Origin of the sequence: Sphingomonas molluscorum (genome assembly GCF_039522995.1) — a bacterium.
Classification (GTDB): domain Bacteria; phylum Pseudomonadota; class Alphaproteobacteria; order Sphingomonadales; family Sphingomonadaceae; genus Sphingomonas; species Sphingomonas molluscorum.
Map to the genome: position 1 here is coordinate 240,921 of NZ_BAAAEL010000001.1, position 23,775 is coordinate 264,695.

The 23,775-nt window shown below is 69.3% G+C and carries 23 protein-coding genes; 7 read left to right on the plus strand and 16 right to left on the minus strand.

Going from position 1 to position 23,775, the window contains the following annotated elements; genetic code table 11:
- Nucleotides 1–126: 126 nt before the first annotated feature.
- The gene (locus ABDZ92_RS01225; RefSeq protein ID WP_125961657.1) at nucleotides 127–435 is read right to left on the minus strand and encodes an alkylphosphonate utilization protein; all 309 of its coding nucleotides are present in this window, start codon (nucleotides 433–435) and stop codon (nucleotides 127–129) included.
- Nucleotides 432–1,088 (minus strand): queuosine precursor transporter, encoded by a 657-nt coding sequence (locus tag ABDZ92_RS01230; RefSeq protein WP_125961658.1) that lies wholly within the window; start codon nucleotides 1,086–1,088, stop codon nucleotides 432–434. The genes ABDZ92_RS01225 and ABDZ92_RS01230 overlap by 4 nt, the downstream gene beginning before the upstream one ends.
- A gap of 53 nt (nucleotides 1,089–1,141) precedes the next feature.
- Here ABDZ92_RS01230 and ABDZ92_RS01235 point away from each other — a divergent pair, with 53 nt between their 5' ends.
- Both ABDZ92_RS01235 and ABDZ92_RS01240 read left to right on the plus strand, forming a co-directional pair.
- Nucleotides 1,142–1,276 (plus strand): hypothetical protein, encoded by a 135-nt coding sequence (locus ABDZ92_RS01235; RefSeq protein WP_272695210.1) that lies wholly within the window; start codon nucleotides 1,142–1,144, stop codon nucleotides 1,274–1,276.
- Nucleotides 1,273–2,535 (plus strand): NupC/NupG family nucleoside CNT transporter, encoded by a 1,263-nt coding sequence (locus ABDZ92_RS01240; RefSeq protein WP_125961659.1) that lies wholly within the window; start codon nucleotides 1,273–1,275, stop codon nucleotides 2,533–2,535. Before ABDZ92_RS01235 ends, ABDZ92_RS01240 begins: the two co-directional genes overlap by 4 nt.
- A gap of 22 nt (nucleotides 2,536–2,557) precedes the next feature.
- Here ABDZ92_RS01240 and ABDZ92_RS01245 read toward each other — a convergent pair whose 3' ends face one another.
- From ABDZ92_RS01245 to ABDZ92_RS01260, 4 genes are all read right to left on the minus strand, one after another.
- The gene (locus ABDZ92_RS01245) at nucleotides 2,558–3,952 is read right to left on the minus strand and encodes an alpha,alpha-trehalose-phosphate synthase (UDP-forming) (protein ID WP_125961660.1); all 1,395 of its coding nucleotides are present in this window, start codon (nucleotides 3,950–3,952) and stop codon (nucleotides 2,558–2,560) included.
- The gene (locus ABDZ92_RS01250) at nucleotides 3,949–5,748 is read right to left on the minus strand and encodes a glycoside hydrolase family 15 protein (RefSeq protein WP_125961661.1); all 1,800 of its coding nucleotides are present in this window, start codon (nucleotides 5,746–5,748) and stop codon (nucleotides 3,949–3,951) included. Before ABDZ92_RS01250 ends, ABDZ92_RS01245 begins: the two co-directional genes overlap by 4 nt.
- A complete protein-coding gene (gene otsB / locus ABDZ92_RS01255; RefSeq protein WP_164521321.1) occupies nucleotides 5,745–6,500 on the minus strand; it encodes a trehalose-phosphatase in 756 nt (251 codons plus the stop codon). Before otsB ends, ABDZ92_RS01250 begins: the two co-directional genes overlap by 4 nt.
- Before the next feature lie 271 nt (nucleotides 6,501–6,771).
- Nucleotides 6,772–7,641: a 3-hydroxybutyryl-CoA dehydrogenase gene (locus ABDZ92_RS01260; protein WP_125961729.1), complete on the minus strand. Its 870-nt coding sequence runs from the start codon at nucleotides 7,639–7,641 to the stop codon at nucleotides 6,772–6,774.
- 72 nt (nucleotides 7,642–7,713) lie between these two features.
- Between ABDZ92_RS01260 and ABDZ92_RS01265 the strand changes: the two genes are divergently transcribed.
- Nucleotides 7,714–8,814, plus strand: a complete 1,101-nt coding sequence (locus tag ABDZ92_RS01265) for a DUF1176 domain-containing protein (RefSeq protein ID WP_125961662.1) — start codon at nucleotides 7,714–7,716, stop codon at nucleotides 8,812–8,814.
- Nucleotides 8,815–8,818: 4 nt separating this feature from the next.
- On the opposite strand, the gene egtD is transcribed toward ABDZ92_RS01265, so the two are convergent.
- Genes egtD through gluQRS form a run of 5 tightly spaced genes read right to left on the minus strand, consistent with a single transcriptional unit; the run spans nucleotide 8,819 to nucleotide 12,749 of the window.
- Nucleotides 8,819–9,790 carry an L-histidine N(alpha)-methyltransferase gene (gene egtD / locus ABDZ92_RS01270; RefSeq protein ID WP_125961663.1) on the minus strand — a complete coding sequence of 324 codons (972 nt, stop codon included), beginning with the start codon at nucleotides 9,788–9,790 and terminating at the stop codon, nucleotides 8,819–8,821.
- Between the two features lie 8 nt (nucleotides 9,791–9,798).
- Nucleotides 9,799–11,058 (minus strand): ergothioneine biosynthesis protein EgtB, encoded by a 1,260-nt coding sequence (gene egtB, locus ABDZ92_RS01275; RefSeq protein ID WP_125961664.1) that lies wholly within the window; start codon nucleotides 11,056–11,058, stop codon nucleotides 9,799–9,801.
- A gap of 15 nt (nucleotides 11,059–11,073) precedes the next feature.
- Entirely contained in the window at nucleotides 11,074–11,643 is a 570-nt protein-coding gene (locus ABDZ92_RS01280) for a cob(I)yrinic acid a,c-diamide adenosyltransferase (RefSeq protein ID WP_125961665.1), read from the minus strand.
- On the minus strand, nucleotides 11,643–11,870 hold the full coding sequence (locus ABDZ92_RS01285; protein ID WP_125961666.1) for a twin transmembrane helix small protein: 228 nt from the start codon (nucleotides 11,868–11,870) through the stop codon (nucleotides 11,643–11,645). Before ABDZ92_RS01285 ends, ABDZ92_RS01280 begins: the two co-directional genes overlap by 1 nt.
- A gap of 9 nt (nucleotides 11,871–11,879) precedes the next feature.
- Nucleotides 11,880–12,749, minus strand: coding sequence for a tRNA glutamyl-Q(34) synthetase GluQRS (gene gluQRS, locus ABDZ92_RS01290; protein ID WP_272695212.1), 870 nt, complete (start codon nucleotides 12,747–12,749; stop codon nucleotides 11,880–11,882).
- A gap of 97 nt (nucleotides 12,750–12,846) precedes the next feature.
- Between gluQRS and ABDZ92_RS01295 the strand changes: the two genes are divergently transcribed.
- The 4 genes from ABDZ92_RS01295 (at nucleotide 12,847) to ABDZ92_RS01310 (ending at nucleotide 17,765) form a co-directional block, all read left to right on the plus strand.
- A complete protein-coding gene (locus tag ABDZ92_RS01295) occupies nucleotides 12,847–13,413 on the plus strand; it encodes an HNH endonuclease (RefSeq protein WP_125961668.1) in 567 nt (188 codons plus the stop codon).
- Nucleotides 13,414–13,560: 147 nt separating this feature from the next.
- Nucleotides 13,561–15,783, plus strand: a complete 2,223-nt coding sequence (locus ABDZ92_RS01300; protein ID WP_241211940.1) for a transglycosylase domain-containing protein — start codon at nucleotides 13,561–13,563, stop codon at nucleotides 15,781–15,783.
- A gap of 54 nt (nucleotides 15,784–15,837) precedes the next feature.
- Nucleotides 15,838–16,839, plus strand: coding sequence for a threonine aldolase family protein (locus tag ABDZ92_RS01305; protein WP_125961669.1), 1,002 nt, complete (start codon nucleotides 15,838–15,840; stop codon nucleotides 16,837–16,839).
- Nucleotides 16,836–17,765 (plus strand): DMT family transporter, encoded by a 930-nt coding sequence (locus tag ABDZ92_RS01310; RefSeq protein ID WP_125961670.1) that lies wholly within the window; start codon nucleotides 16,836–16,838, stop codon nucleotides 17,763–17,765. The genes ABDZ92_RS01305 and ABDZ92_RS01310 overlap by 4 nt, the downstream gene beginning before the upstream one ends.
- Here the strand turns inward: ABDZ92_RS01310 and ABDZ92_RS01315 are convergent.
- The 5 genes from ABDZ92_RS01315 to recN form a co-directional block, all read right to left on the minus strand.
- Nucleotides 17,675–18,508, minus strand: a complete 834-nt coding sequence (locus tag ABDZ92_RS01315; protein ID WP_125961671.1) for a Rossmann-fold NAD(P)-binding domain-containing protein — start codon at nucleotides 18,506–18,508, stop codon at nucleotides 17,675–17,677. The two genes, ABDZ92_RS01310 and ABDZ92_RS01315, sit on opposite strands and share 91 nt — an antisense overlap.
- Before the next feature lie 237 nt (nucleotides 18,509–18,745).
- On the minus strand, nucleotides 18,746–20,386 hold the full coding sequence (locus tag ABDZ92_RS01320; RefSeq protein ID WP_125961672.1) for a M28 family metallopeptidase: 1,641 nt from the start codon (nucleotides 20,384–20,386) through the stop codon (nucleotides 18,746–18,748).
- A 506-nt stretch (nucleotides 20,387–20,892) separates the two neighbouring features.
- Nucleotides 20,893–21,360 carry a hypothetical protein gene (locus tag ABDZ92_RS01325; RefSeq protein WP_125961673.1) on the minus strand — a complete coding sequence of 156 codons (468 nt, stop codon included), beginning with the start codon at nucleotides 21,358–21,360 and terminating at the stop codon, nucleotides 20,893–20,895.
- A 210-nt stretch (nucleotides 21,361–21,570) separates the two neighbouring features.
- Nucleotides 21,571–22,011: a hypothetical protein gene (locus tag ABDZ92_RS01330; protein WP_164521322.1), complete on the minus strand. Its 441-nt coding sequence runs from the start codon at nucleotides 22,009–22,011 to the stop codon at nucleotides 21,571–21,573.
- 93 nt (nucleotides 22,012–22,104) lie between these two features.
- Nucleotides 22,105–23,769: a DNA repair protein RecN gene (gene recN, locus ABDZ92_RS01335; RefSeq protein WP_125961675.1), complete on the minus strand. Its 1,665-nt coding sequence runs from the start codon at nucleotides 23,767–23,769 to the stop codon at nucleotides 22,105–22,107.
- Nucleotides 23,770–23,775 lie beyond the last annotated feature (6 nt).

Sequence of the window (23,775 nt, forward strand, 5' to 3'; positions counted from 1 at the left end):
CCGCGCCCGGCCCACACGCGTACCCCGGCGACGGCCGGGGCCCAGTTGCAGAGGCTCCCGAGAGATGGCGCGCCGTCGCCGACGCGATCCCAACTGGGCCCCGGCCTCCGCCGGGGTACCGCATATTCACCGCTTGCGCACGAACTCCGCGCGCAGGACCAGGCCCTTGATGCCTTCATAGCGGCAGTCGATCTCCTGCGCGTCGCCGGTCAGGCGGATCGACTTGATGACGGTGCCGCGCTTCAGCGTCTGGTTCGCGCCCTTGACCTTCAGGTCCTTGACCAGCGTCACGCTGTCGCCGTCGGCGAGCAGGTTACCCGCAGCATCCCGCACCTCGACGCCGCCGTTCGGCGATTCCGCAGGGGCGGCAGTGGCGGCGTCGGCCGGGCTGATCCACTCGCCGGTCGCCTCGTCATAGATATAGTCGTCGCTCATGCCGCCTGCTCCGCGCGCGGCCCGTCCAGCCAGCGGCCGAGCGCGACGAAGAAGTAGATGAGCGGCGGGACCAGCACGATCGACAGCACCACCTTGGCGATCATCTGGCCGACGATCAGCTGGCCGATCGGGAAGGCGCCATAGAAGGCGATGGTGATGAAGATCAGCGTGTCGACGATCTGGGACAGGGCGCTGGCGGTGCCCGCCCGCAGCCACAGGAACTTGCCCGCACCACGACGCATCGCGGCAAAGATGGTGACGTTCAACGTCTGCGACACGCCATAAGCGACGATGCCCGCCCCCCAGATGCGCGGGGTCGCGCGCATCATCAACTCGAATGCCGCGAGCCGCTCCGGCTCCATCTCGGGCGCGGCCGGCACCGTCAGCACGGCGAGCAACAGCAGGATGGAGAAGATCAGCGGCACGAAGCCGAACTGCACCAGGCGATTGGCCATGGCACGGCCGTGCAGTTCCGCGACGGCGCTGGAGACGGTCACGAGCAACAGGAAGGCGAAGATACCCGCTTCGACGGCGAGCGGCCCGACGGCGACCTGCTTGTTGCCGAGCACGCCTGCGATGCAGACCATGCCGCCGTAGAAAATGGAGAACACGAACAACGACCGCGGCACCGCGGTGGAAGGATGGGGAGTCATCCGCGCGACGCTAGACGCTTTCCCGTGTCGGTCAATGCGCGCAACCGCCTGAAATGGAACGTCCCACGACGAAAGGACTGTTGCCGCGGGCGCCGCTTGGCCATAGTCCCGCCGCGCTTCTGCGCCAGAAGCTCGACGTGACCATCACTACGCCTGCCGAGCGGGCACGGGGCCGGAACCAGGAATGAACCGTTTTCTTATCGGCGTGGCCGGTATCGTCGTGATCCTTGCGATCGCCTTCGCAATCTCGACGAACCGCCGGGCCATCCGGCTGCGCGTCGTCGGCGCCGCCTTCGCACTGCAGGTCGGCATCGCCGTGCTGGTGCTCTACGTGCCCTTCGGCCGCCGCCTGATCCAGGCTGCCGCCGCCGGCGTCTCCGCGCTGCTCGGCTATGCACAGGCCGGCACCGACTTCGTGTTCGGCCCGCTCGCGCGGCCGGAGATGGGCGGCCACAGCTTCGCCATCTCGGCGCTGCCGGTCATCATCTTCTTCGCGGCGCTGGTCTCGATCCTCTACCACCTCGGGGTGATGCAGTTCGTCGTCCGCTGGGTCGGCGGCGGCATCGAAAAGGTGACCGGCGTCTCCAAGGTCGAGTCGCTGTGCGCCGCGGCCAACATCTTCGTCGGCCAGAGCGAAGCGCCGCTGGTGATCCGTCCCTATCTCGCCACCCTCACCCCATCGCAGCTGTTCGCCGTGATGTCGGTGGGCATGGCGGGTGTCGCCGGCACGATCCTAGCGGCCTATGCCGCCTTCCTCGGCCCGCAGTCGCTCCCCTTCCTGCTCGCCGCCTCCTTCATGGCGGCACCCGGCGGGCTGCTGATGGCCAAGATCATCATGCCGGACGCGCCGATCGCCGCAAAGGATGCGGACGCGCAGGCGGACGAGGAAGCCGCGATCCGCGCGGCGGAAGTGAATCTCGAAGAGGAAAAGGCCGCCAACCTGATCATGGCGGCGGCCACGGGCGCGCAGATCGGCGTCAAGATCGCCGTCGCCGTCGGGGCGATGGTGCTCGCCTTCGTTGCGCTGGTGGCGCTCGCCAACGGCCTTCTCGGCGCAGTGGGCGGATGGTTCGGCCATCCGGAACTCAGCTTCCAGATGGTCATCGGCACCGTGTTCCAACCGGTGATGTTCCTGCTCAACATCCCCTGGCACGAGGCGGGCATCGCCGGCGGCCTGTTCGGCAGCAAGGTCGTGCTGAACGAGTTCGTCTCGTTCATCGAGCTCGGCAACCTGCGCGACCAGCTGTCGCCGCGCACCGTCGCCATCGTCACCTTTGCGCTGTGCGGCTTCGCGAACTTCAGCTCCATCGCGATCCAGATGGCAGCGACGGGCAGCCTGGCGCCCAATCAGCGCCCGATGATCGCCAAGCTGGGCGTACGCGCGCTGGTGGCCGGAAGCCTAGCCAACCTGATGTCGGCGGCGCTCGCCGGGCTGCTGCTGTCCTGAGCCCAGGGCGCAGCGGCCGGGCCTAGATCGTGTTCCGCTCGCACAGAGGCGCGTTGGTCAGCGTATCCAGGAAGCGGCGGCGCCACCACAGCACGTCCTCGTTGCGGACGTTGTCGAACATCGGCTTCCACCGGGCGATGCGCTCCTCGCGCGACATGCGCAGCGCCTTGTCGATGGCGTCGGCCACGTCCTCGGCGCTGTAGGGATTGCAGAGGACCGCCTGCGGCATCTGCGCAGCCGCACCCGCGAAGCGTGACAGGATCAGCACGCCGGGGTCGTGCGGGTCCTGCGCCGCCACGAACTCCTTGGCCACCAGGTTCATGCCGTCGCGCAACGGGGTGACGAGGCCGATGCGGGCCGCGCGGTAGATCCCCGCCAGCACGTCGCGCGGATAGCCCTGGTTGACGTAGCGGATTGGGACCCAGTCGATATCGGCATAGGCGCCGTTGATGCGCCCCGACATGGCGTCGAGGTTGTCGCGAATGTCGCGATAGCTCTGCACCGCGGTACGCGAAGGCGGCGCGATCTGCAGCAGATAGACCAGCGCGCGGCGATCCGCATGGTTCTGAAGGAACCGCTCATAGCCCGAGAAGCGCTCGGCGAGGCCCTTGGAATAGTCCAGCCGGTCGACGCCCACCATCATGCTGCGCCCCACCGCGCTTTCGAGCATGCGCAGCTGGGTCGCCTTGGCGACGGGGCCATTGGCAGCCTTGATGAAGGCGTCCGCGTCGATGCCGATCGGGCAGGCGATCGCGCGGATCGTGCGGCCGCCCACGGTCACGCAGTCGCCGTCCGAGAGCACGCCACCCATTTCCGTCACGACATAGTGGCGGAAGGATTCGAGCCACTCCTCCGTCTGGAAACCGACGACGTCATAGGCGAACAGCGACTCGACCAGCCGGCGATGCTGCGGAAGCGCGACCAGGAGGCGGGTCGGCGGCCACGGGATGTGGAGGAAGAAGCCCATGCGGTTCTTCACGCCCTGCTGGCGCAGCACCCAGCCGAGCGGGATCATGTGATAATCGTGGACCCACACCACGTCGTCCGGCTCGATATGCGGGCCGATCGCCTGGCCGAAGACCCGGTTCACCCGCTCATAGCCGCCCTGGAAGTCGCGCTCGAACTCGGTGAGGTCGAGCCGGTAGTGGAACAGCGGCCACAGCGTGCGGTTGGCGAAGCCGTCGTAATATTCCTCCACGTCCTGCTCGGACAGGTCCATGACCGCGGAGGTCACGCCCTCATAGGTCTCGAACCGGAGCTTGTGGTCCTCCCCGGTCTCGCCGGACCAGCCGAACCAGATGCCGTGCTCCTCGCGCAGCGCCGCCGTCAGCGCCACCGCAAGGCCGCCCTGTGCGCCCCCCGCGTCGGCAGCGGTCGGCGCCTGCACGCGGTTCGAAATCACGATCAGGCGACTCATCGTACCTCCGTCCACGGCTTGCTGAGCAGCATCGCCGAATTGATCAGCCCCACCAGCGAATAGGTCTGGGGGTAATTGCCCCACAGCTCCCCGGTGCTTGGATCGATATCCTCCGAAAGAAGTCCTGCCGGCGTCCGCCGCTCGATCATCTCCTCCAGCAGGACGCGCGCGTCCTCGACACGCCCCGTCGCGTGCAATGCCTCGATGAGCCAGAAGGTGCAGACATTGAAGGCGGTATGCGGCAGGCCGAAATCGTCTTCGGTCGCATAGCGCAGCATGTGCGATCCGCGCCGCAGCCCCGCCTCCACCGCCTCCAGCGTGCCGCGGAAGCGCGGGTCGTCGGGCGCGACGAAGCGCAGGTCGAGCAGCTGGATCAGGCTCGCGTCCAGATCGTCGCCGCTGAAGGTCGCCGACATGCGCTTCGTGTCCGGCCGCCATGCCGCCTGCTCGATGCGCTGCCGCATCGTGTCCGCACGGCCGCGCCAGAAGGCGGCACGATCCGCGAGCCCCAGGTGCTTCGCCACGCTTGCCAGCCGGTCGCATGCCGCCCAGCACATCGCGGCCGAATAGGTGTGCACGTGGCTGCGCGTGCGCAGTTCCCAAAGCCCCGCGTCGGGCTTGTCGAACGCCTCCCAGGCGCGCTCGCCTACCGGCTCCAGCGCCTCGAAGTCGCCCTGCCCGGCGATCCGGAACAGCCGCTGGTCGAAAAAGGCCTGGGCGTTCGACAGCACGATCTGCCCATAGGCGTCGTGCTGAACCTGCTCATAGGCCTGGTTGCCGACGCGGACCGGGCCCATCCCGCGATAGCCGGGGAGACTCTCCGCAATGCGCTCGGGAAGCTGCGCCTCGCCACCCACACCATAGAGCGGCTGGATGTGCCCGCCCTTGGCGTTGTCGACGATGTTGCGCAGATACTCGAGATAGCCCTCCAGCACGTCGAGCGCGCCGAGGCGGTTGAGCGCCTGCACCGTGTAATAGGCATCGCGAATCCAGCAGAAGCGATAATCCCAGTTGCGCTGCGACCCCGCGTGCTCGGGGATGGAAGTGGTGAGCGCCGCGACGATGGCGCCGGTCTCCTCGTGCTGGCACAGCTTCAGCGTGATCGCCGCGCGGATCACGGCGTCCTGCCACTCCGCCGGCGTGGCGAGGTCCCGCACCCAGTGTCGCCATTCGCGCACCGTCCGGTCGAGCATCGCATCGATCGCGGTCGGGATCGCGGCCGCGAAGCTCTCGTCCGGCCCCAGGAAGAAATAGAGCGGGCGCTCTACCCGGAACAGGCGCTCCTCCTCGATCCAGCCGATCGGCGCGTTGCTCGACAGCCGCAGCGTCATGTCGTTCAGCAGGTAGCGGATATGGTTGCTGCCTCGCGTCCGCTCGGGCGATTGCGCGCCCCAGTCGCGCGCCGGGCGCAGCCGCACGCGCACCCGCGGCGATCCTGCCACCGGCCGGACGATGCGGCAGAAGGCCACCGGCCGATACATGCGCCCGTTGCGGCGAAAGCGCGGCGCGAAGTCGACGACCTCGATGGCGTTGCCGTCGGCGTCGCTGTGCCGCGTGATCAGCACCGGAGTGTTGCGGACGTAGGACTGGCGGGTCTCGACGCAGCCTTCGAGGTCGATGTCCCAGAAGCCGCTCGACCCCTCCTCGCCGCCTCGGGGCCGGTCGTCGAGCAGCGAGCAGAAGGTCGGCTCGCCGTCGACACGCGGGACGCATCCCCAGACGAAGCGGCCGGCCCGGTCGACCAGCGCGGACACCTGGCAGTTGCCGATCGGCCAGAGATCGAGCGTCGCCGTCAAGCCGCCGCCTCCAGCCAGCGGCGCAGACTCCACACGTCCTCGAGCCGGAACCGGGCCGCGGTATCGCGCGGGCTGCCGATCAGGATGCCGGCACCACCATGACGGGCGCACAACACGAAGCCGGGCTCGTCGGTCAGGTCGTCGCCGACAAAGATCGGCGCATGGCCAAGGAACGGTGCATCCTCCAGCAGCGCGGCGATCGCGGTGCCCTTGTCATGGCCGGCCATGCGCAGCTCGGCCATCATCTTGCCGTGCTGTACCTCCAGCCCGTCGTGCCGGGCAAAGGCCTCCACCAGCGCCTGGGCCTCCGCCTCCACTTCGGGCGCCATGCGGTAGTGGATGGCGACCCCCAGCGACTTCACCTCGATGACCACGCCGGGGCGGTTCCCGAACCGCTCGGTGAACGCAGCCTCGGCCGTCTCCAGTGCCGCAGGGCGCTCCGGCCGCACGATCGCGCCGCCGGCGCGGCGGATCTCCGCGCCATGGCTGCCAACGACCGCGATCCGCCCGAGCGAACGACCGAGAAAGTCGTCGATCTGCGCGATCGAGCGCCCGCTGACGATCGCCACGCGCCCGTCGAGCCGCTCGCCCAGGCGTTGCAGCAGCGTGTGGAGCGCCTCGTCGACGGCGACGCCGTCCGGCCGCTGGGCCAGTTCCACCAGCGTCCCGTCGAAATCCAGGAACAGGCTTGCATCACGAAGCAGGGAAAATGGGGGCTCGACCAGAGCCGCGGACGCCGACGAAACTTGCATGCCTCTCCTAACCCCACAGCCGCGCATTCGTTTCGCGCAGCCGATCATTTCGTCCCGGGAACGACCTTTAGCGCCCCCGCATGCGCTCGACCACTGGGGGGCAGGCGTATCCGCCTCGCGCTCCCTTTCCGTGCTCCCGCGAAAGCGGGAGCCGAGGGTTCCAGGGACTGCCCGCCGTTGCTCTGCTTGGCCCTGGATCCCCGCCTGCGCGGGGATACGGAGTGCTGGGGTGGCGTTGGCAGCCCAGCAGGAGCCTCACCCCGCCAGTCGCCTACCGCGTCGGCACCGGCTCCGCGCCCGTGTAGTCATAGAAGCCGCGCTTGGTCTTGCGGCCAAACCAGCCGGCTTCGACATACTTCACCAGCAGCGGCGCGGGCCGGAACTTGGGGTCCCCCGTCCCCTCGAACAGCACACGGGTGATCTCCAGGCAGGTGTCGAGGCCGATGAAGTCGGCGAGCGTGAACGGCCCCATCGGGTGGTTCAGCCCCAGCTGGCAGGCGGCGTCGATGTCGGGGATCGTCGCCACGCCCTCACCCAGCGCAAAGCATGCCTCGTTCAGCATCGGCATCAGCACGCGATTGACGATGAAGCCGGGCGCGTCGTTCGCATGGACGATGCGCTTGCCCAGCGACTGGCCGAACGCCTCCACGCGCGCCACCGTCTCGTCGGAGGTCGCGAGCCCGCGGATGAGTTCGATCAGCCCCATGACCGGCACGGGATTGAAGAAGTGCACGCCCATGAAGCGAGCGGGATCGGGCGATGCCTGGGCCAGGCGGGTGATCGGGATCGACGAGGTGTTGCTCGCCAGGATCGCATCGGGACCCAGCACCTTGCCCACCTCGGCAAAGATCGCGCGCTTGATCGCCTCACGCTCAGTCGCGGCCTCGATGACCAGGTCGCACGGCGCCATGGCGGCCACGTCGCCTACCGCTTCGATGCGCCCGAGCGCCGCATCGCGATCTTCGGCGGTGATCTTTTCCTTCTCGACGGCGCGGGCAAGCTGCTTGGCGATCCCCGCCTTGCCTGCTTCGGCGCGCTCGACCGACACGTCCGACAGCAGCACGCGATAGCCGGCTTGCGCCGCCACCTGGGCGATCCCCGCCCCCATCTGCCCTGCGCCGATCACTCCGACTGCCTGCATCATCCATCCTCCTGTCTTTGACGGGGGCAATAGCGGGTTTCGACGGCCGGCACAGCGCGATAGTGTCGCCCCATGCACCGCCTCTCCCTGCTCGCCTGCCTGTTCCTCCTGCCTCTCGCCGGCTGCGACAACGATCCCGCGCCTGCCAACGCCCAGCCGGCCCAGACCGCCGCTGCGCCCCAGCCCCTTGCCCAGACACCGCAGCAGGCGGATGCGGACAGTCACGCTTCCCCGAAGCCTGCCGAGACCAGAACGTTCCGGGACTGGATTGTCGGCTGCGACAATGGGCTTGCGTGCCGGGCCGTGGCGCTTGCGCCGGAAGACGAGATCCAGCCGACGCTGATGCTGACCCTCGACCGTGCGGCGGGACCGGGAGCGGTGCCCACGGTGCATATCACGGGACAGGAGGAGCGCCTGCCGCCGCTCACCATCTCGGTTGACGGGACGCAACTCGCCAAGGGCGGCACGGCAGCCGATGGCGCGGTGCAATTCGACGGCACCGATGCGGAACGGATCGCCGCCGCGCTCGGCAACGGACGGCGGCTCGCTGCCTCGGACGGCACGGGAAAGGCGATCGGCACGGTCAGCCTGTCGGGCGCCGCCGCCGCACTTCGCTGGATGGACGAACGGCAGGGACGCGCCGGCACCGACGGCGCACTGGTGGCGCGCGGAAGCAAAGCGGACACGGCCCCCGCCCCGGCACTCCCGGTGATCCGCGCCGCGCCGGCGCGGGGGGAAGCCGCGCTGCTCGATCCCGCGCGCGTCGCCGCCATGAAGCGTGAGGCGGGGTGCGAAACCGATCGCGACCTCGGCGAGCCGCAGGCGAAGTCGCTCGGCGATCGCACGCTGGTCCTGCTCCCCTGCTCGTCGGGCGCCTATAATCTGATGATGGCGGTGTTCACCGTGCGCGCCGGCAAGCACACGCCGGCGCAGTTCGATGCGCCCTCGGGCATGTCCGAGGACGGCTCGCCGATCCAGAACGTCGTCGACGGCAGTTTCGAGAATGAGGTGCTCACCAGCTTCGCGCGCGGCCGTGGGCTCGGCGACTGCGGCATTCGCCAGGAGTTCGTCTGGGACGGCAACCGCTTCCGCCTCTCCCGACAGGAGGAGATGCCGGAGTGCCGCGGCAGCAAGGTGTACCTGCCGACATGGCGCGCGCGGGTCGTACGCTGAGGCGCTAGGGCGCGGCCGCGAACGGCTGCGCCTCGGCCAGGATCAGCGCGAACCAGCCCTGCTCGTCGGACCATTCGCCGATCGGGGTCCAGCCCCCAGCGCGCAGCAGCACGCGGGCACCGCGTTCGCCATATTTGTGGCTGTTCTCGGTGTGGATCGTCTCGCCCGCGCCGATCTCGAACGGCTGGCCCGCCACGGTGAAGCGAAGGTCGCGCGTCGCTTCCAGATGCATCTCGATGCGCGAGGCGGCGTCGTTCCACACCGCCCGATGGACGAAGTGCGCGACAGGGATCGTCCCCTCCAGCTCGCGGTTGATCCGTTCGAGCAGGTTGCAGTTGAAGGCGGCGGTGACGCCTTGGGCGTCGTCATAGGCGGGAACCAGCACCGCCTCTGGCTTCACCCGGTCGATCCCGATCAGCAGCTGTGCTCCCTCGCCCAGCGATCCGCGCATCGCCCGCAGCAGGTCGACCGCGGCATAAGGCTCCATGTTGCCGATGGTGGAGCCGGGAAAGAAGCCGAGCTTGGGCTTGCCGTCGACTGCGCCGGGCAGTGTCACGAGGCGAAGGAAGTCCGCCTCCAGCGGCAGGACCGGCAAGGTCGGGAATGCCTGCTGCAACTCGGCGGCGGAGTCGCGAAGGAAGTCACCGGAGATGTCGATCGGCACATAGGCCGCGGGGGCGATGCCGCCCAGCAGGATCGGCGTCTTGGCAGAGGAGCCCGATCCGAACTCCACCACCGCGCGACCCGGCCCGCACAGGCCTGCGACCTCCGGCACCGCCCGGTGGAGCAGCGCGGTTTCGGTGCGGGTCGGATAATATTCCGGCAGCCGGGTGATTTCCTCGAACAGCTCCGATCCGCAACGGTCGTAGAACCAGCGCGCCGGGATCGCGCGCGGGCGCATGGAAAGGCCGGCGAGCACGTCGGCGCGGAAACGTGGGTCGACGGCGCCGGGCGCGGCAGCGTTGTGTCCTGGCATCAGGGGGATCAAAGGTCCTTCGCGAGCCGTACGCCGGTGAACTGCCAGCGCTGGTGCGGGTAGAAGAAGTTGCGATAGCTGGCGCGCAGGTGCCCGCGCGGAGTGGCACAGGAGCCGCCGCGCAGCACGAACTGGCCGCTCATGAACTTGCCGTTGTACTCACCGACCGCGCCCTCGGCCGTTTGGAACCCCGGATAGGGACGATAGGCGCTGCCGGTCCATTCCCAGACGTCCCCGAAGAAGGCGGGAGCGGCGGCGGCGGGGCGCGGCTCGAGCGGCCCGGGACCGTCCAGCTGGTTGCCGCCGCCGGCATCCTCTCCGGCGGCTGCCGCTTCCCACTCCTGCTCGGTCGGGAGGCGTGCGCCTGCCCAGCTGGCATAGGCATCGGCTTCATAGAAACTGACATGCGTCACCGGGGCGGCAGGATCCACCGGGCGCCGTCCATCCAGGCCGAAGCGGGTCCAGCCGCCGCCCTCGCCTTCCGCCCAATAGAGCGGCGCGGTGATCCCCTCGCGTTGCACCCAGTTCCAGCCGTCCGAAAGCCAGTGGCGCGGCTCGCGATAGCCCCCATCGGCGACGAAGGCCGCCCACTCGCCGTTAGTGACAGTACGGTCGGCGATCGCATGGGGGTGTAGCAGCGCCCGGTGGCGCGGGCCCTCGCAATCGAAGGCGAAGCTCTCGCCATCATGCCCCACCTCGACGATGCCGCCCGGATGCTCGATCCAGCCGGTGGGCGGCGGCACCGCGACCGGCTGCTTGCGCGGCGCGGGCCACAGCGCCGGCTCGATCGGGTTCTCCGAAAACAGGTGCAGGATATCGGTCAGCAGCAGTTCCTGGTGCTGCTGTTCATGCTGGCAGCCGAGCTCGACGAGTTCCATCGCTTGCCGGGGCAGGCGCTCCCAGTTCTCCAGCACGGCCTGCGTCACCGCATGGCGGTAGCCCAGCACTTCGTCCAGGCTCGGGCGCGTCACCATGCCGCGGCGGGCGCGGGCGTGTCGCTTCCCCTCCGCCTCATAGTAGCTGTTGAACAGGAAGGGGAAGCGTGGGTCGTGCAGCGTGTAGCCCGACACATGGTCGCGCAGCACGAAGGTTTCGAAGAACCAGCTGGTGTGCGCCAGATGCCATTTCGCGGGCGACGCGTCGGGCATCGACTGGACGCTGGCGTCGGCATCCGAGAGCGGCGCGACCAGCGCCTCGCTCAAGGCGCGCACCCCGGCGAACCGACTCTGGAGCGGGGGATACGCAGGCTCGTACTGAATGTCCTGCATCGCCCGCCGCTTCGCCTATCGCTGTGCCCCTGGAACCCAGAGAACGTCTCCGGCCCCCGCTTGGTTCACCCAGCGGGCGGCGACGAACAGATAATCGGAAAGGCGGTTGAGGTAGGCGAGCGCCAGCGGGTTCAGCGCCGCGTCCTGGGTCGCTGCAACCGCGCTGCGCTCGGCGCGCCGGGCGATGGCGCGCGCCAGGTGGAGGGCGGAGGCGGACGCGTCGCCCGCGGGCAGCACGAAGCTGGTGAGCGGGCTCAGCTCGTCGTTCAGCCGGTCGATCTCCTGCTCCAGCCGGGCGACTTGGGAGGCGACGATGCGGAGCGCCGCGCCCGGTGCCTCGCCCTCCGCCAGCGGAGTGGCGACGTCCGCGCCTAGGTCGAACAGGTCGTTCTGGATACGCGCGAGCGCTTCCTCGACGATGCCGTGCCCCAGCGCCGTGCGCGCGACGCCGATGGCACTGTTCGCCTCGTCCACGTCGCCGATCGCCGTCATGCGCAAGGAGGATTTCGCAACCCGCGATCCGTCCGCCAGGCCGCTGGTGCCGTCGTCGCCGGTGCGCGTGTAGATCTTGTTGAGCTTGACCATCAGGTGCGCCCCGCCGCGAACAGGATCAGCACTACGATCAGGATGGCGATCGCCTGAAACAGGATGCGCGCCTGCATCATCTTGTTCGATTTCACGCTCGCCGCACTCGGCCCCTGCCCGCGCGCCTCCTCGCCGGAGGTCTTGAGGAACGTGACGACGCCACGGACCAGCGCAACCACCGTCGCGATCATCGCCGCGACCAGGAGCAGGACGAGAAACGTGTTCATGCAGGGAGCCTAGGCGCTTGCCAGCGCGAAGCCAAGCGGCAGGCGCCCCGCCCTCAGCTCCCCTGCGAGGGCCCGCCCGTCGACGCCCGTCACCCGCATCGATTCCAGCGTCGGCGCACCATGGCGCTTGGCGAGCCGCTCGCCATCGCTGCCCACCAGCAGCGGGTGGTGATGGTAGAAGGGGGTCGGCAGGTCGAGCAGCGCCTGGAGCAGCCGGTGGACGTGGGTTGCCGCAAACAGGTCGCGCCCCCGAACCACGTCGGTGACGCCTTGTGCCGCGTCGTCCACCGTCACCGCCAGGTGATAGCTGACGCCCGCGTCCTTGCGGGCGAGCACGACATCGCCCTGGCCCTGCGGATCGGCCCCCACCACCCCGGCATGGGCATCGCGCCACTCGAGCGGCCCGGCGACCGCGACCGCGCGCGCCATGTCGATCCGCCAAGCGTGCGGCTCGACGGCGAGCCGGCGGGCGCGGACATCGGGCGCAAGCTCGCGGCAGGTTCCCGGGTAGACCGGCCCGTCGCTGCCGTGGGGAGCGGATGCGCTTGCCGCCACTTCGCGCGCGATGTCAGCGCGGGTGCAAAAACACGGGTAGACCAGCCCCTGCGCCTTCAGCTGGTCGAGCGCCTCGGCGTAGATCGGCATCCGCTGCGACTGGAACGCCACCGGCCCGTCGTGCTCGAGCCCAAGCCAGGCGAGGTCCGCCAGGATCCCTTTGACATGCTCGGGCCGGCTGCGGCCCTGGTCGATGTCCTCGATGCGGAGCAGGAAGCGGCCGTCGCTCGCCCGCGCCAGCGCGTGGGCCTGCACCGCCGACCAGGCGTGCCCGAGGTGCAGCCGCCCCGTGGGGCTCGGCGCGAAGCGGCTGGTTCGGATCAATGCAACTCCCCCTTGACCGGCCCTTGCGGCCCATGCTGTCATGCCCTTGTCACCACGCGCTGTCATAGGCAGCCGGGAACGAGGGCGAGGGGAACGCATGTTTCATCCCGATCTGATGCGCCATCCGGACAGTTGCCCGGCCCTTGTGCTGAACGCCGACTATACGCCGCTCAGCTACTATCCCTTGAGCCTGTGGCCCTGGCAGACCGCGATCAAGGCGGTATTCCTCGACCGGGTCGACATCGTCGCCCATTACGAACGCGAAGTACACAGCCCCACCGCCTCGCTGAAGCTCCCTTCGGTGATCGCGCTCAAGCAATATGTCCGCCCCTCCGCCTTTCCCGCTTTCACCCGCTTCAACCTGTTCCTGCGCGACCGCTTCGCCTGCCAGTACTGCGGCGCGCCCAAGGACCTGACCTTCGACCACGTCGTACCGCGCGCCCAGGGCGGCCGCACCACCTGGGAGAATGTCGTCACCGCCTGCGCGCCGTGCAACCTGCGCAAGGGCGGCCGCACCCCCCGCCAGGCCGACATGCCGCTCCACATCGCGCCGATCCGCCCGACCAATTGGCAGCTCCAGGAACACGGCCGCCGCTTCCCGCCCAACCATCTGCACGACACCTGGCACGACTGGCTCTACTGGGACGCCGAGCTGGAGGCCTGAGGGCTGCGGGCCGGTCAAGCCGGCCACGTCTCGCAACCGAACCCTGCCTTTTCCTCGCCTAGCTCCTGCGCTAGCGGCTCCTTGCGCACCACCGCGACGCACCCGCGCTTGCGGATGCTGTGCTAGAGACGTAACACAGCCCTTCAGATGCAAGACGATCCCTTCCCGCAAGGCCGCCCGCTCGATCCGGCCCGCGTCGGCCGCTCCTCCACCGCCCTGCGCGAACTGGAGCAGCAGCGCCGTGCGCGGATGGCGCAGTTCGATGCCGCGCTGGCGGAGTTCGATCTGGCGGCTGGCGCCGGTAGCGGCACCGCCACGCCGCTCGGCGGCAACGGCGGCTTCGGGGCGCCGCCGCCTCCGCCGCCGCCGCCTGCTCCTCCGGTCCGGAGCGGGCGTCCCCGCTGGTTGCGCTGGACGATCCGGCTGGTGGCGGCCGGCATCATCCTGCTGGTGCTGGCGATCGCGTGGCTGGCGCTCACCGCGCCCCTGTCGAAGTCGCTGCAGCCGCCGCTGCCGCCCTCGATCACGCTGCTCTCTGCCGAGGGCACTCCGATCGCCCAGCGCGGCGCCAACATCGGCAAGCCGGTCGACGCGACCAAGCTGCCCAAGCACGTCACCCAGGCGTTCCTCGCCGTCGAGGACCGTCGCTTCTACAGCCACTGGGGCATCGACCCGCGCGGCATCCTGCGCGCCATGGTGCACAACACCATGTCCGGCGGCGTGCGCGAGGGTGGCAGCACCATCACGCAACAGCTCGCGAAAAACGCCTTCCTCGACTCCGACCGCACCGCCGCCCGCAAGCTGCGCGAGGTGATGATCGCCTTCTGGCTCGAAGCCTGGCTGACCAAGGACGAGATCCTCTCGCGCTATCTCTCCAACGTCTATTTCGGCGACAACGCCTATGGCCTGTCGGCAGCGTCCGAGCATTATTTCAGCCGCAAGCCGCAGGACCTGAATACCGCGCAGGCGGCGATGCTCGCAGGGCTGGTCAAGGCGCCTTCGCGCCTCGCCCCCACCGGCAATCTCAAGGGCGCGCGCGAGCGGCAGGCCGTGGTCGTCTCGACGATGAAGGCCGCCGGGTTCCTGACCCCCGCCGAGGCGCGGGCGGTGAAGCCTGCCAAGCTCCGCGTCGCCAAGGGCGATGATCTCCCCAGCGGCACCTATTTCGCCGACTGGGTGATCCCGGCCGCGCGCGACCGTGCCGGCGGCGTCGGCACCGACCTGCGCGTCACCACCACGCTGGAAAGCCGCATCCAGCGCGCCGCCGAGCGGGCGGTCCGCCGCGCGGGGCTTCGCCAGACCCAGGTGGCGCTGGTCGCGATGCACCCCGATGGCCGCGTCATCGCGATGATCGGCGGCAAGAACTACAAGGACAGCCCGTTCAACCGCGCGGTGCAGGCGCGGCGCCAGCCCGGCTCCACCTTCAAGCTGTTCGTCTATCTGGCAGCACTGCGCTCCGGCCTCAGCCCCGACTCGCCGGTGCAGGACGAGCCGCTCACGATCGGCGACTGGAGCCCCAAGAACAGCGACGGCCGTTATCTCGGCACCATCCCGCTCACCCGCGCCTTCGCCCGCTCCAGCAACGTCGCCTCGGCGCGGCTGACGCAGGAAGTGGGCGTGCGCAACGTGATCCGCGCCGCCCGCGACCTCGGCATCTCGACGCCGATCCCCAACGAGGCGACGATCGCGCTCGGCACCGCGAACGTCTCGCTGCTCGAACTGACCGCAGCCTATGCCGCGATCGCGGCCGGCGAGGCGCCGGTCCGCCCGCATGGCCTGAAGGACGAGGAACAGACCAGCTGGTTCGAACGGCTGCGCAACAGCAGCCGCCCGCTCGGCCGCCGCGAACTCGACGGCATGCGCGAGCTGCTCGCCGCCTCGATCCGCGGCACCGGCCACCAGGCGAACCTGCCCATCGAAGCGTTCGGCAAGACGGGCACCACCCAGGATTCCCGCGACGCGCTGTTCGTGGGTTATGCCGGCGACATCGTCGCGGGCGTGTGGCTCGGCAACGACGACAACACGCCCAACCCCGGCCTCGCCGGCGGCGGCCTGCCGGCGCGCATCTGGCGCGACTTCATGACGGAGGCGTTGGGCGTGCAGCTGCCGCCCCCGCCGCCCGAAGTGAACGAGGATCTCGACGAGGCAATCGATAACAGCGTCGACATCGCAGGCGACGCGATCGACGAGGCCGGTGCCAGGATCGACGAGGCGACGGACGCGCTGGAGGGACAGGTCCAGGGCCTGGGCCTCAACCTGCGCCTTGACCGGGACGGCGGCATCGTGGTGGACCGCAACGGCGACCGCCGCGGCCCGCCCCCGCCGCCGCCGCTGCCGGACGCACGCCGCCTGCCGGAAGACGAAGAGTGAGCGCGCCCTTAGCTAGCCGTTGACCTCGGCCGCGCCGCCGCCCAAGGCGCGGCCATGCGCTTCTTTTCCGACAATGCCGCTGCCGCCTGCCCCCAGGTGATCGAGGCGATCCTCGCTGCCAACCGGCTCGACACCGCCTATGACGGCGACGCGCTCAGCCAGTCGCTCGACGGCCGGCTGTCGGAGCTGTTCGAGACCGAGGTGGCGGCGCTGTGGGTCCCTTCGGGCACCGCCGCCAACTGCCTGGCGCTCGCAGCACTTTGCCCGCCGCACGGCGCGATCGTCTGCCACGCCGACGCGCACATCCAGAACGACGAGGGCGGCGCGCCCGAATTCTACACCCACGGCGCCAAGCTGCTGCTGGTGGAGGGTCCTGGCGCCAAGCTCACGCCCGACACCCTCACCGCCCGCCTCGACCGGATCGTCAACGGCGTCCACTGGGTCCAGCCGCACGCCGTCTCCATCACCAACGCCACCGAATACGGCCTGGTCTATACGCCCGAAGAGGTCGCAGCGATCGGCGCCATCACCCGCGCCCGCGGCCTCGGCCTCCACATGGATGGCGCCCGCTTCGCCAATGCCGTCGCCCACCTCGGCTGCTCGCCCGCCGAGGTCACCTGGAAGGCTGGCGTCGACGCCTTGAGCTTCGGCTTCATCAAGAACGGCGGCATGAGCGCCGAGGCGCTGGTGTTCTTCAAGCCCGAACTCGCCGCCGCGACCAAATACCGCCGCAAGCGCGCCGGGCTGCTCGCGTCCAAGGGCCGCTTCCTCGCCGCGCAGATCCTGGCGATGGTGGAGGACGACCTGTGGCTCGCCAACGCGCGTGCCGCCAACGCCGGTGCCGCGCTGCTCGCGCGGGCCGCAGGCGACCGCCTCGTCTACCCGGTCCAGGCGAACGAGGTGTTTCTGCGCGCCAGCCCCGAGGAAGCCGCCTCGCTGCGCGCGCTCGGCTTCGACTTCTACGACTGGGCGCCGGGCGAGATCCGGCTGGTCACCTCCTGGGACCAGACCGAGGAGCAGATCCGCCCGCTCGCCGATGCCATCGCGGCGCTGTGACCACGCCCGTCCTCGCCGGCGAGACGCCGCGCTCCGCTACGCTGGGCGTGCTGATCCCGTTCGGGATTGTCACGCTGATCTGGGGATCGACCTGGATCGTGATCCGCGACCAGCTCGGCGTGGTCCCGCCGACCTGGTCGGTCGCGTATCGCTTCGGCGTAGGCGGGATCGCCATGCTGGTGTGGGCGCTGCTCCGGCGCGAGTCGCTGCGCCTCGACGCGCGCGGCTGGAGCTTCGCGGCCGTGCTGGCGCTCACCCAATTCTGCCTCAACTTCAACTTCGTCTATCGCGCCGAACAGTTCGTGACCTCCGGCCTGGTCGCCGTCGTCTACGCGCTGCTGATCGTCCCCAATGCGACGCTCGCGCGCATCTTCCTTGGCCAGCGCATGGGCCGCCAGCTGCTGGTCGGCTCCGGCATCGCCATGGTCGGCGTCGCGCTGCTGTTCGTGCATGAGCTGCGCCAGGCAGCGGCCGACAGCGACACGGTGCTGCTCGGAATGGGCATCACCCTTGCCGGCGTGCTTTGCGCCTCCGTCGCCAACGTCATGCAGGCGACCAAGGCCGCCAAGCGCTACCCGATGGCGCCGGTGCTCGGCATTGCCATGCTGATGGGCGCAGCGATGGATGCTGCTTTCGCCAGCGCCACCGTCGGCCCGCCGGTGTTCGACTGGCGCTGGGCCTATGTCGCGGGCATCCTCTATCTCGCGATCTTCGGCTCGGCGATCGCGTTTGCGCTCTACTTCGGCATCATCCGCGCGATCGGCCCGGCCAAGGCGGCGTACAACGGCGTCGTCGTGCCGGTGATTGCGATGCTGCTCTCGACCCTGTTCGAGGGCTACCGCTGGTCGATGCTGGCCGGCGCCGGCGCACTGCTCGTGCTCGCCGGGCTGGTCATTGCCTTGAGCGCGCGCAGGCCGAACCGGTAGTCGGGAAAGCGCGGCCGCCAGCCGAGCACGCGCTTCGCCCGCCCGTTCGCCACCCGCCGGTTTTCGGCATAGAAACCCTGCGCCATCGGCGATAGGCTTTCGAGCGGCACGAACGGCGGCGGCGCCATCCCCAGCAGTCGTGCGGCATAGTCGACCACCGCATTCTGGTCCGCCGGCAGGTCGTCCGCGAGGTTGTAGGCCCCCGCCGGCCCGTCCAACGCCGCGGCGATCCCGCTGGCGATGTCGTCGACATGCACCCGGCTGAACACCTGGCCCGCCAGGTCCACCCGATGCGCCGTCCCCGCCCGCACCCGCTCCAGCGGCGAGCGGCCGGGACCATAGATGCCCGGCAGCCGCAGCACCCGAGCGCCCAGCGCCAGCCAGGCGCGATCGGCCGCCACCCGCGCGGCCCTGCGCCCGCCCAGCGGCGCGCTCTCGTCCACCCAGCCGCCGCTGGCGTCGCCATAGACCCCGGTCGAGGACAAATAGCCGAGCCAGCATCCGCGCTCGGCCAGCGCATCACCATAGGTCTCTAGGACCGGATCCACGTCGCCGACAGGCGGCACGCTCGAAAGCACCGCATCCGCCGCCGCGACCTCGAACCGCACGCGATCGCTGTCGGCAAACGCGATCGTCCCATCACGCCCGTCCCGGCTCGTGCCGATCACCCGCCAGCCCCGCGCGCGCAGCCGCTTGGCAGCAACGCCCGCGGCATAGCCCAGCCCGAACACCAGCATCCGCATCCTAGACCGACCCCAACCTCACCACGCCATCCCTCCTACCCGTTTGTTTCGAGTAGCCGTCGAGCCTGTCGAGACGGCGTACCGAGAAATCGCTTGCGGCTCTTTCGACGCCGTTCTCACACCCCGCCTGCACCCCTGCCCTTCGGGTCGAGAGGTCGCGCCTCCCTCTCGACACGGGCTCTCGACAAGCTCGATCCCTGCTCGAGACAAACGGGGGTGGGATCCTGCGCGACCCGCCTACTTCGCCATCGGCCCTTTGTAGAGCGTCCCGAAATAATCCCCCTTGTTCCAACGCGGCCGGTCCGGCGCATCCGCCAGCGTACGCACGATGGCCTGGTTCACGTCGACAAAGTCCTCTGCCGCCCTCCAGTCGATCGGCAGCCCGATCTCGTCCGAGGGCTGGTGATAGTTGTTCTCCAGGAACGCCTTGGTCGCCGCCGCGCCCGGCCCGCCCGGCCCCGGGTTGAGCGACACCGAAGGCACGCCCTGCCGCACGAAGCTGTAATGGTCGGTGCGCACGAAGTCGGCTTCCTCCGGCGCCGGGTCCGGCACCAGCGCGAGGCCGCGCGCCTTAGCCGCCGCCGCCACCGCCGGTCCGATGCTCGACCGGTCCGCCCCGAACGCGACCAGGTCGACGAAGCGATAGGTCAGGATCGGCATGTCGAGGTTGACGTTGGCGACCACATTCTCCTTCGCCACCGTCGGGTGCGCCGCGAAATAGTCGGAGCCGATCAGCCCCTTCTCCTCGGCGGTGACGGCCACGAACAACAGGCTGCGCTTGGGCCGTGCGGCTTCGGTGCCGAACGCCTTGGCGACCTCCAGCATCGATGCGATGCCGATCGCATTGTCGAGCGCGCCGTTGTTGATCGCGTCGCCATCGACGGGCTTGGTCACGCCGATGTGGTCGAGGTGGGCGGAAAGCACCACCACTTCGCTCGACAGCGTCGGGTCGGAGCCGCGCAGCATCCCCACCACATTGGCGCTCGGCACATGCTCGATCGTGAAGCGCTGCTCCGTCGACAGCGTCGCCGCCAGCGCCCCCGTCGGCAGCTTCTTGCCCGCATCGTCCGCGGCCCGCACGTCGCTCCAGCGGATCTTCGATCCCGCAAACAGCTTCTCCGCGCCGGCAAAGCTCAGCACGCCCAGCGTCGGCACGCCGGCGTCGCGCGGCTTGCCCGCCGCGTCCGCCCAGGTCACGCCGCGCGTGTCCCAGCCCTCGGCCATCGCCTCGAACGGGAACACCTGGTGGATCTGGCTGGTCTCGATCACCACGACGCCCACCGCGCCATGCGCCTTCGCCACCCGCGCGCGGTCGAGCCGGTTGCTCAGGTGCGCCGCGATCTCGCTGTTGAGCCCCTTGGGCCCGCTGTAGAGGATCGCGACGATCTTGCCGCGCACGTCCAGCCCGCGATAATCGTCCCGGCCGCTGGCCTTGTCGACGATGCCATAGCCCGCGAACACCACCGGCGCGGAAAGCGCGATGCGCTCGGCAGTGGGCGTCACCCGGATCGTCCAGTCGGTGCCGAACGCCATCGGCACGGCCTGCCCCGCGACGCGCAGCGCCATCGTCGGTTCGCCCGCCGGCTTGGCGGCGACCAGCGGCACCGGCTGGAACCAGCTGCCGTCCTTGCCGCCCGGCGTCAGCCCCGCCGCCAGCATCTGGGCCGCGACATATTCCGCCGCCACGTCATAGTCCGGCGTCCCCGCCTCGCGGCCCCGCAGCGCATCGGAGGCGAGGAACGCGACATGCGCCTTCAACGCCGCCTGCTTCGGGGTCAGCGCTGCCTCGGCCGTGGACACCGCAGGCGCGGCTTGGGCAAGCGCGGGCTGTGCCGCGTTCAGGGAAAGCAACGGCAGGCAAAGCAGCAGGGAACGCATCGGCAACCTTCGGGGAGAAGAGAAAGGACCACCCTAGAGCAGGATAGCGCCAAGCAGAAGCGGCATGCCGCAGGCGCCAGGGAACGCGGTCGCTCGGCCGATCGCCGGCCTGAATGTCGCATTAGGATGGGAAACGGACGGTCCATTTTGGGGCGTTGGAAGGTCCAAGCTGCCGCTGCCCTGCGGATCAGGGTTCGTATCTCACCTTGCGCGGCCATCTGGGATCATAATCCACGGGCTTCAATCGCCGGATTGCCAACCAAAGGCCGACTAGAAGTAGGTCTACTGCCAGCATCAAGGGCGAGCGCCGAACCCACCACTCAGCGGTCGCAATCATGAAGACGGACAGCGTCAGAATTTTAGCGACCGCCCAAGCAGGTGGGTAGTCAAGCACCGCATCGACGGTCTTTTCTGGCATCAGCGCACCCCGAATAAACACCTCGCTGGTTTCTCACGAACGCCGGCTTTCAGGCAACCGGCTTACCCAAGTGAACGTCCGGTGTGGATTAGCTGCGCAGGCCATGTAGTCGGGGGTCCACGCGCTTCGCGGTATCCAGCGGGTAGCTCAGGATGACTTTCGTTGCGCCAATCTCGTGGTCAGCAACATAGTAGATCACCCAACGATCTCCTGGACGTGGCATCGGCGTTTCGTCATCACATGCCGCAGCTCCCCACCCCCTGTCGAAGACGACCAGCTCCGGTGAGTCGCCCCCATGGACCGTCTGGTTGATCGAAGCGGTGACGCGCCACGGAGCCTCGTAGCTTTCAAAAAGGGCCTGCATCCTTCGGGTCATTGGATTGCTGAGGTGCCGAGCTTCGGTCACAGTCACCAGCGCCACCCGCAGTTCGGCCTCCTCAGCGTATACATCCGCGATCCTTTTCTCCGGTGTTTGCGACACGCGGCATGCGTTCGCCGAAGGGGTAAGAACTCCCATGAAGAGCAGGGCGCACAAGGCTAGCTTCAGACCGAGCATGCGTCATCCATAGCACGGCGCCTCAGGTTCGAAGTAGGGGGCTGCCGGTGAAGGTAGGCACTGGGGTACAGCGATGCGTTCCAGGCTCCTGACAGCGTTTCTGCGGCATCGGCAGGCCAAGCGGAGGGTGTCTCCGTCGCGGGGACCGAAAGTGGGTGGTTTGCCGAACGGCAGCTATCGGGAAGAACTATGGCGAACCTGACGGTCTGATCAGTCCTCTTCCTTCACCCAGAATATGAAGGCGTTGTCGCGGTCAAAGCCAATCACTCCGCAGTCAAAGGTTGCAGAGGTGAGTGGGCTCCAACCGGTCGGATCGCCCTCTTTCCAATGCCCGTTGCTAAGGAAGCTGGCGTCGTCAGCCAAGTCGGCGAGAGCCGCTTTAGCGTCCCGGACAAACCCGGCGGAGGGTGAAGGCTTACCGTAGGCTAAGCTTGTCGTTCCTGCCACGGCAAGGACGTGCGCGGCTGCGGCCCTATCGAGAAAAACCATCCGGTCGCCCGCGAATGGATCATCGAGCGCGGTCGGCAACCCCACTTGCCCCGCGATCACCTTAGCTACTTGCCCCTCACGAACGTCTGGTCGCTTGCCGACCCACCAGCTTGCGTGGGACCGCCGCGCAAGGCGGCGAAGAAGTGGTTCGAGCGTCTGCATCCGGGTAGTAGATCGTACCCCATCAATGACCACAACTGGGCGTTAGCGGACGTTCCCTTCTGAGGGTCACCACCCAGCACCCCGCAATGCCCCTCAGACGGCATCGATCAGCCGGGCCGCCTGCGCCCGCGCCTCGTCGGTGATCTCCGCGCCCGACAGCATCCGCGCGATCTCCTCGCGGCGTTCCTGGGGATCGAGCGGCGTGACCCCGGTTCGCGTCACCACCCCGTCATGGCGCTTGGCGATCAGCAGGTGCCGCCGTCCGCGCGCGGCGACCTGCGGGCTGTGGGTCACCACCAGCACCTGGGTGCGCTCCGCCAGCCGCGCGAGGCGGTCGCCGATCGCCGACGCCACCGCGCCGCCGACGCCGCGGTCGATCTCGTCGAACACCATCGTCCCCGCGCCGCCTTCCTCGGCAAGCGCGACCTTCAGCGCCAGGATGAAGCGCGACAGTTCGCCGCCGCTCGCGATCTTGATCAGCGGCGCGAACGGCGTGCCCGGGTTGGTCGCGATCTCGAACTCGACCCGGTCCTTGCCCGCGGCCGACCATTGCTCGGAGCCCAGCGGCGCCACCACCGTGCGGAAGCGCGCCGCCTCCAGCTTGAGCGGCGCCAGCTCGCCCGCCACCGCACGGTCCAGCGCGCTCGCCGCCGCCGTCCGCCGCGCACTCAGCGCCTCGGCCGCCGCATCATAGGCGCCGCGCGCCGCCGCGACCTCCGCCACCAGCGCGGCGATCCCTTCCTCGCCCGACTCCAGCCGCCGCAGCCGCCCGCGCAGCTCGTCGGCGAGATCCGCGAGTTCGTCCGGCCGCACGCGATGCTTGCGCGCGACGCCGCGCAGCTCGAACAGGCGTGCCTCATCCTCCTCCTGCGCGCGCGGGTCGAAGGCGAGCGCCGCCCGCGCCTCGCGCAGCCGATCTTCGGCCACCGCGCCCTCGATCACCGCGCGATCGACCGCCGCCAGCGCCTCGGCGAGGGCGGGATGGTCGTCGCCCAGCCGCTCCAGCACCCGCGCCGCCTGGCGCAGCTGGGCGAGCCCCCCGCCCGATCCTTCCAGCAGGGTTTCCACCGCTCGCAGATCGTCGGACGCCTTTTCGGCGCGCTGCATCAGCCGCCGGCGGTCGGCGAGCGCCTCCTCCTCCCCCGGCTCGGGCGCGAGCGCGTCGAGCTCTGCGACCGCGTGCTCCAGCCACTCGCGGTCGCGCTGGGCGGTCTCGATCTCGGCTTGCGCCGCGCCGAGCGCCGCCTCGGCATCGCGCCACTTGCGATAGGCGGCGGCCGCCTCCCGCACGTCGATCCGCGCAAAGGCATCGAGCAGGGCGCGGTGGCCACGCGGGTTGAGAAGGCCACGATCGTCATGCTGGCCGTGGACCTCGACCAGATGCTGGCCCATCTCGCGCAGCAGCGCCGCCGACGCCGGCTGGTCGTTGACGAAGCCGCGGCTGCCGCCGTCGCGCTTCACCAGCCGGCGCACGATCAGCGGCTCGCCGGGCTCCAGCTCCAGCCCGTTTTCCTCGATGATGGCGGCAAGCGGCGTGCCGGCCGCGGGCGCATCGAAGCTCGCGGTCACCACCGCTTGGGTCGCACCGTCGCGCACCAGCCCGGTGTCGCCGCGCGCGCCCAGCGCGAGGCCGAGCGCGTCGAGCAGGATCGACTTGCCCGCCCCGGTCTCGCCGGTCAGCACGCCCAGCCCGGCGCCGAACTCCAGGTCCAGCGCCTCGATCAGCACGACGTCGCGGATCGACAGTGCCGTCAGCATCGATCC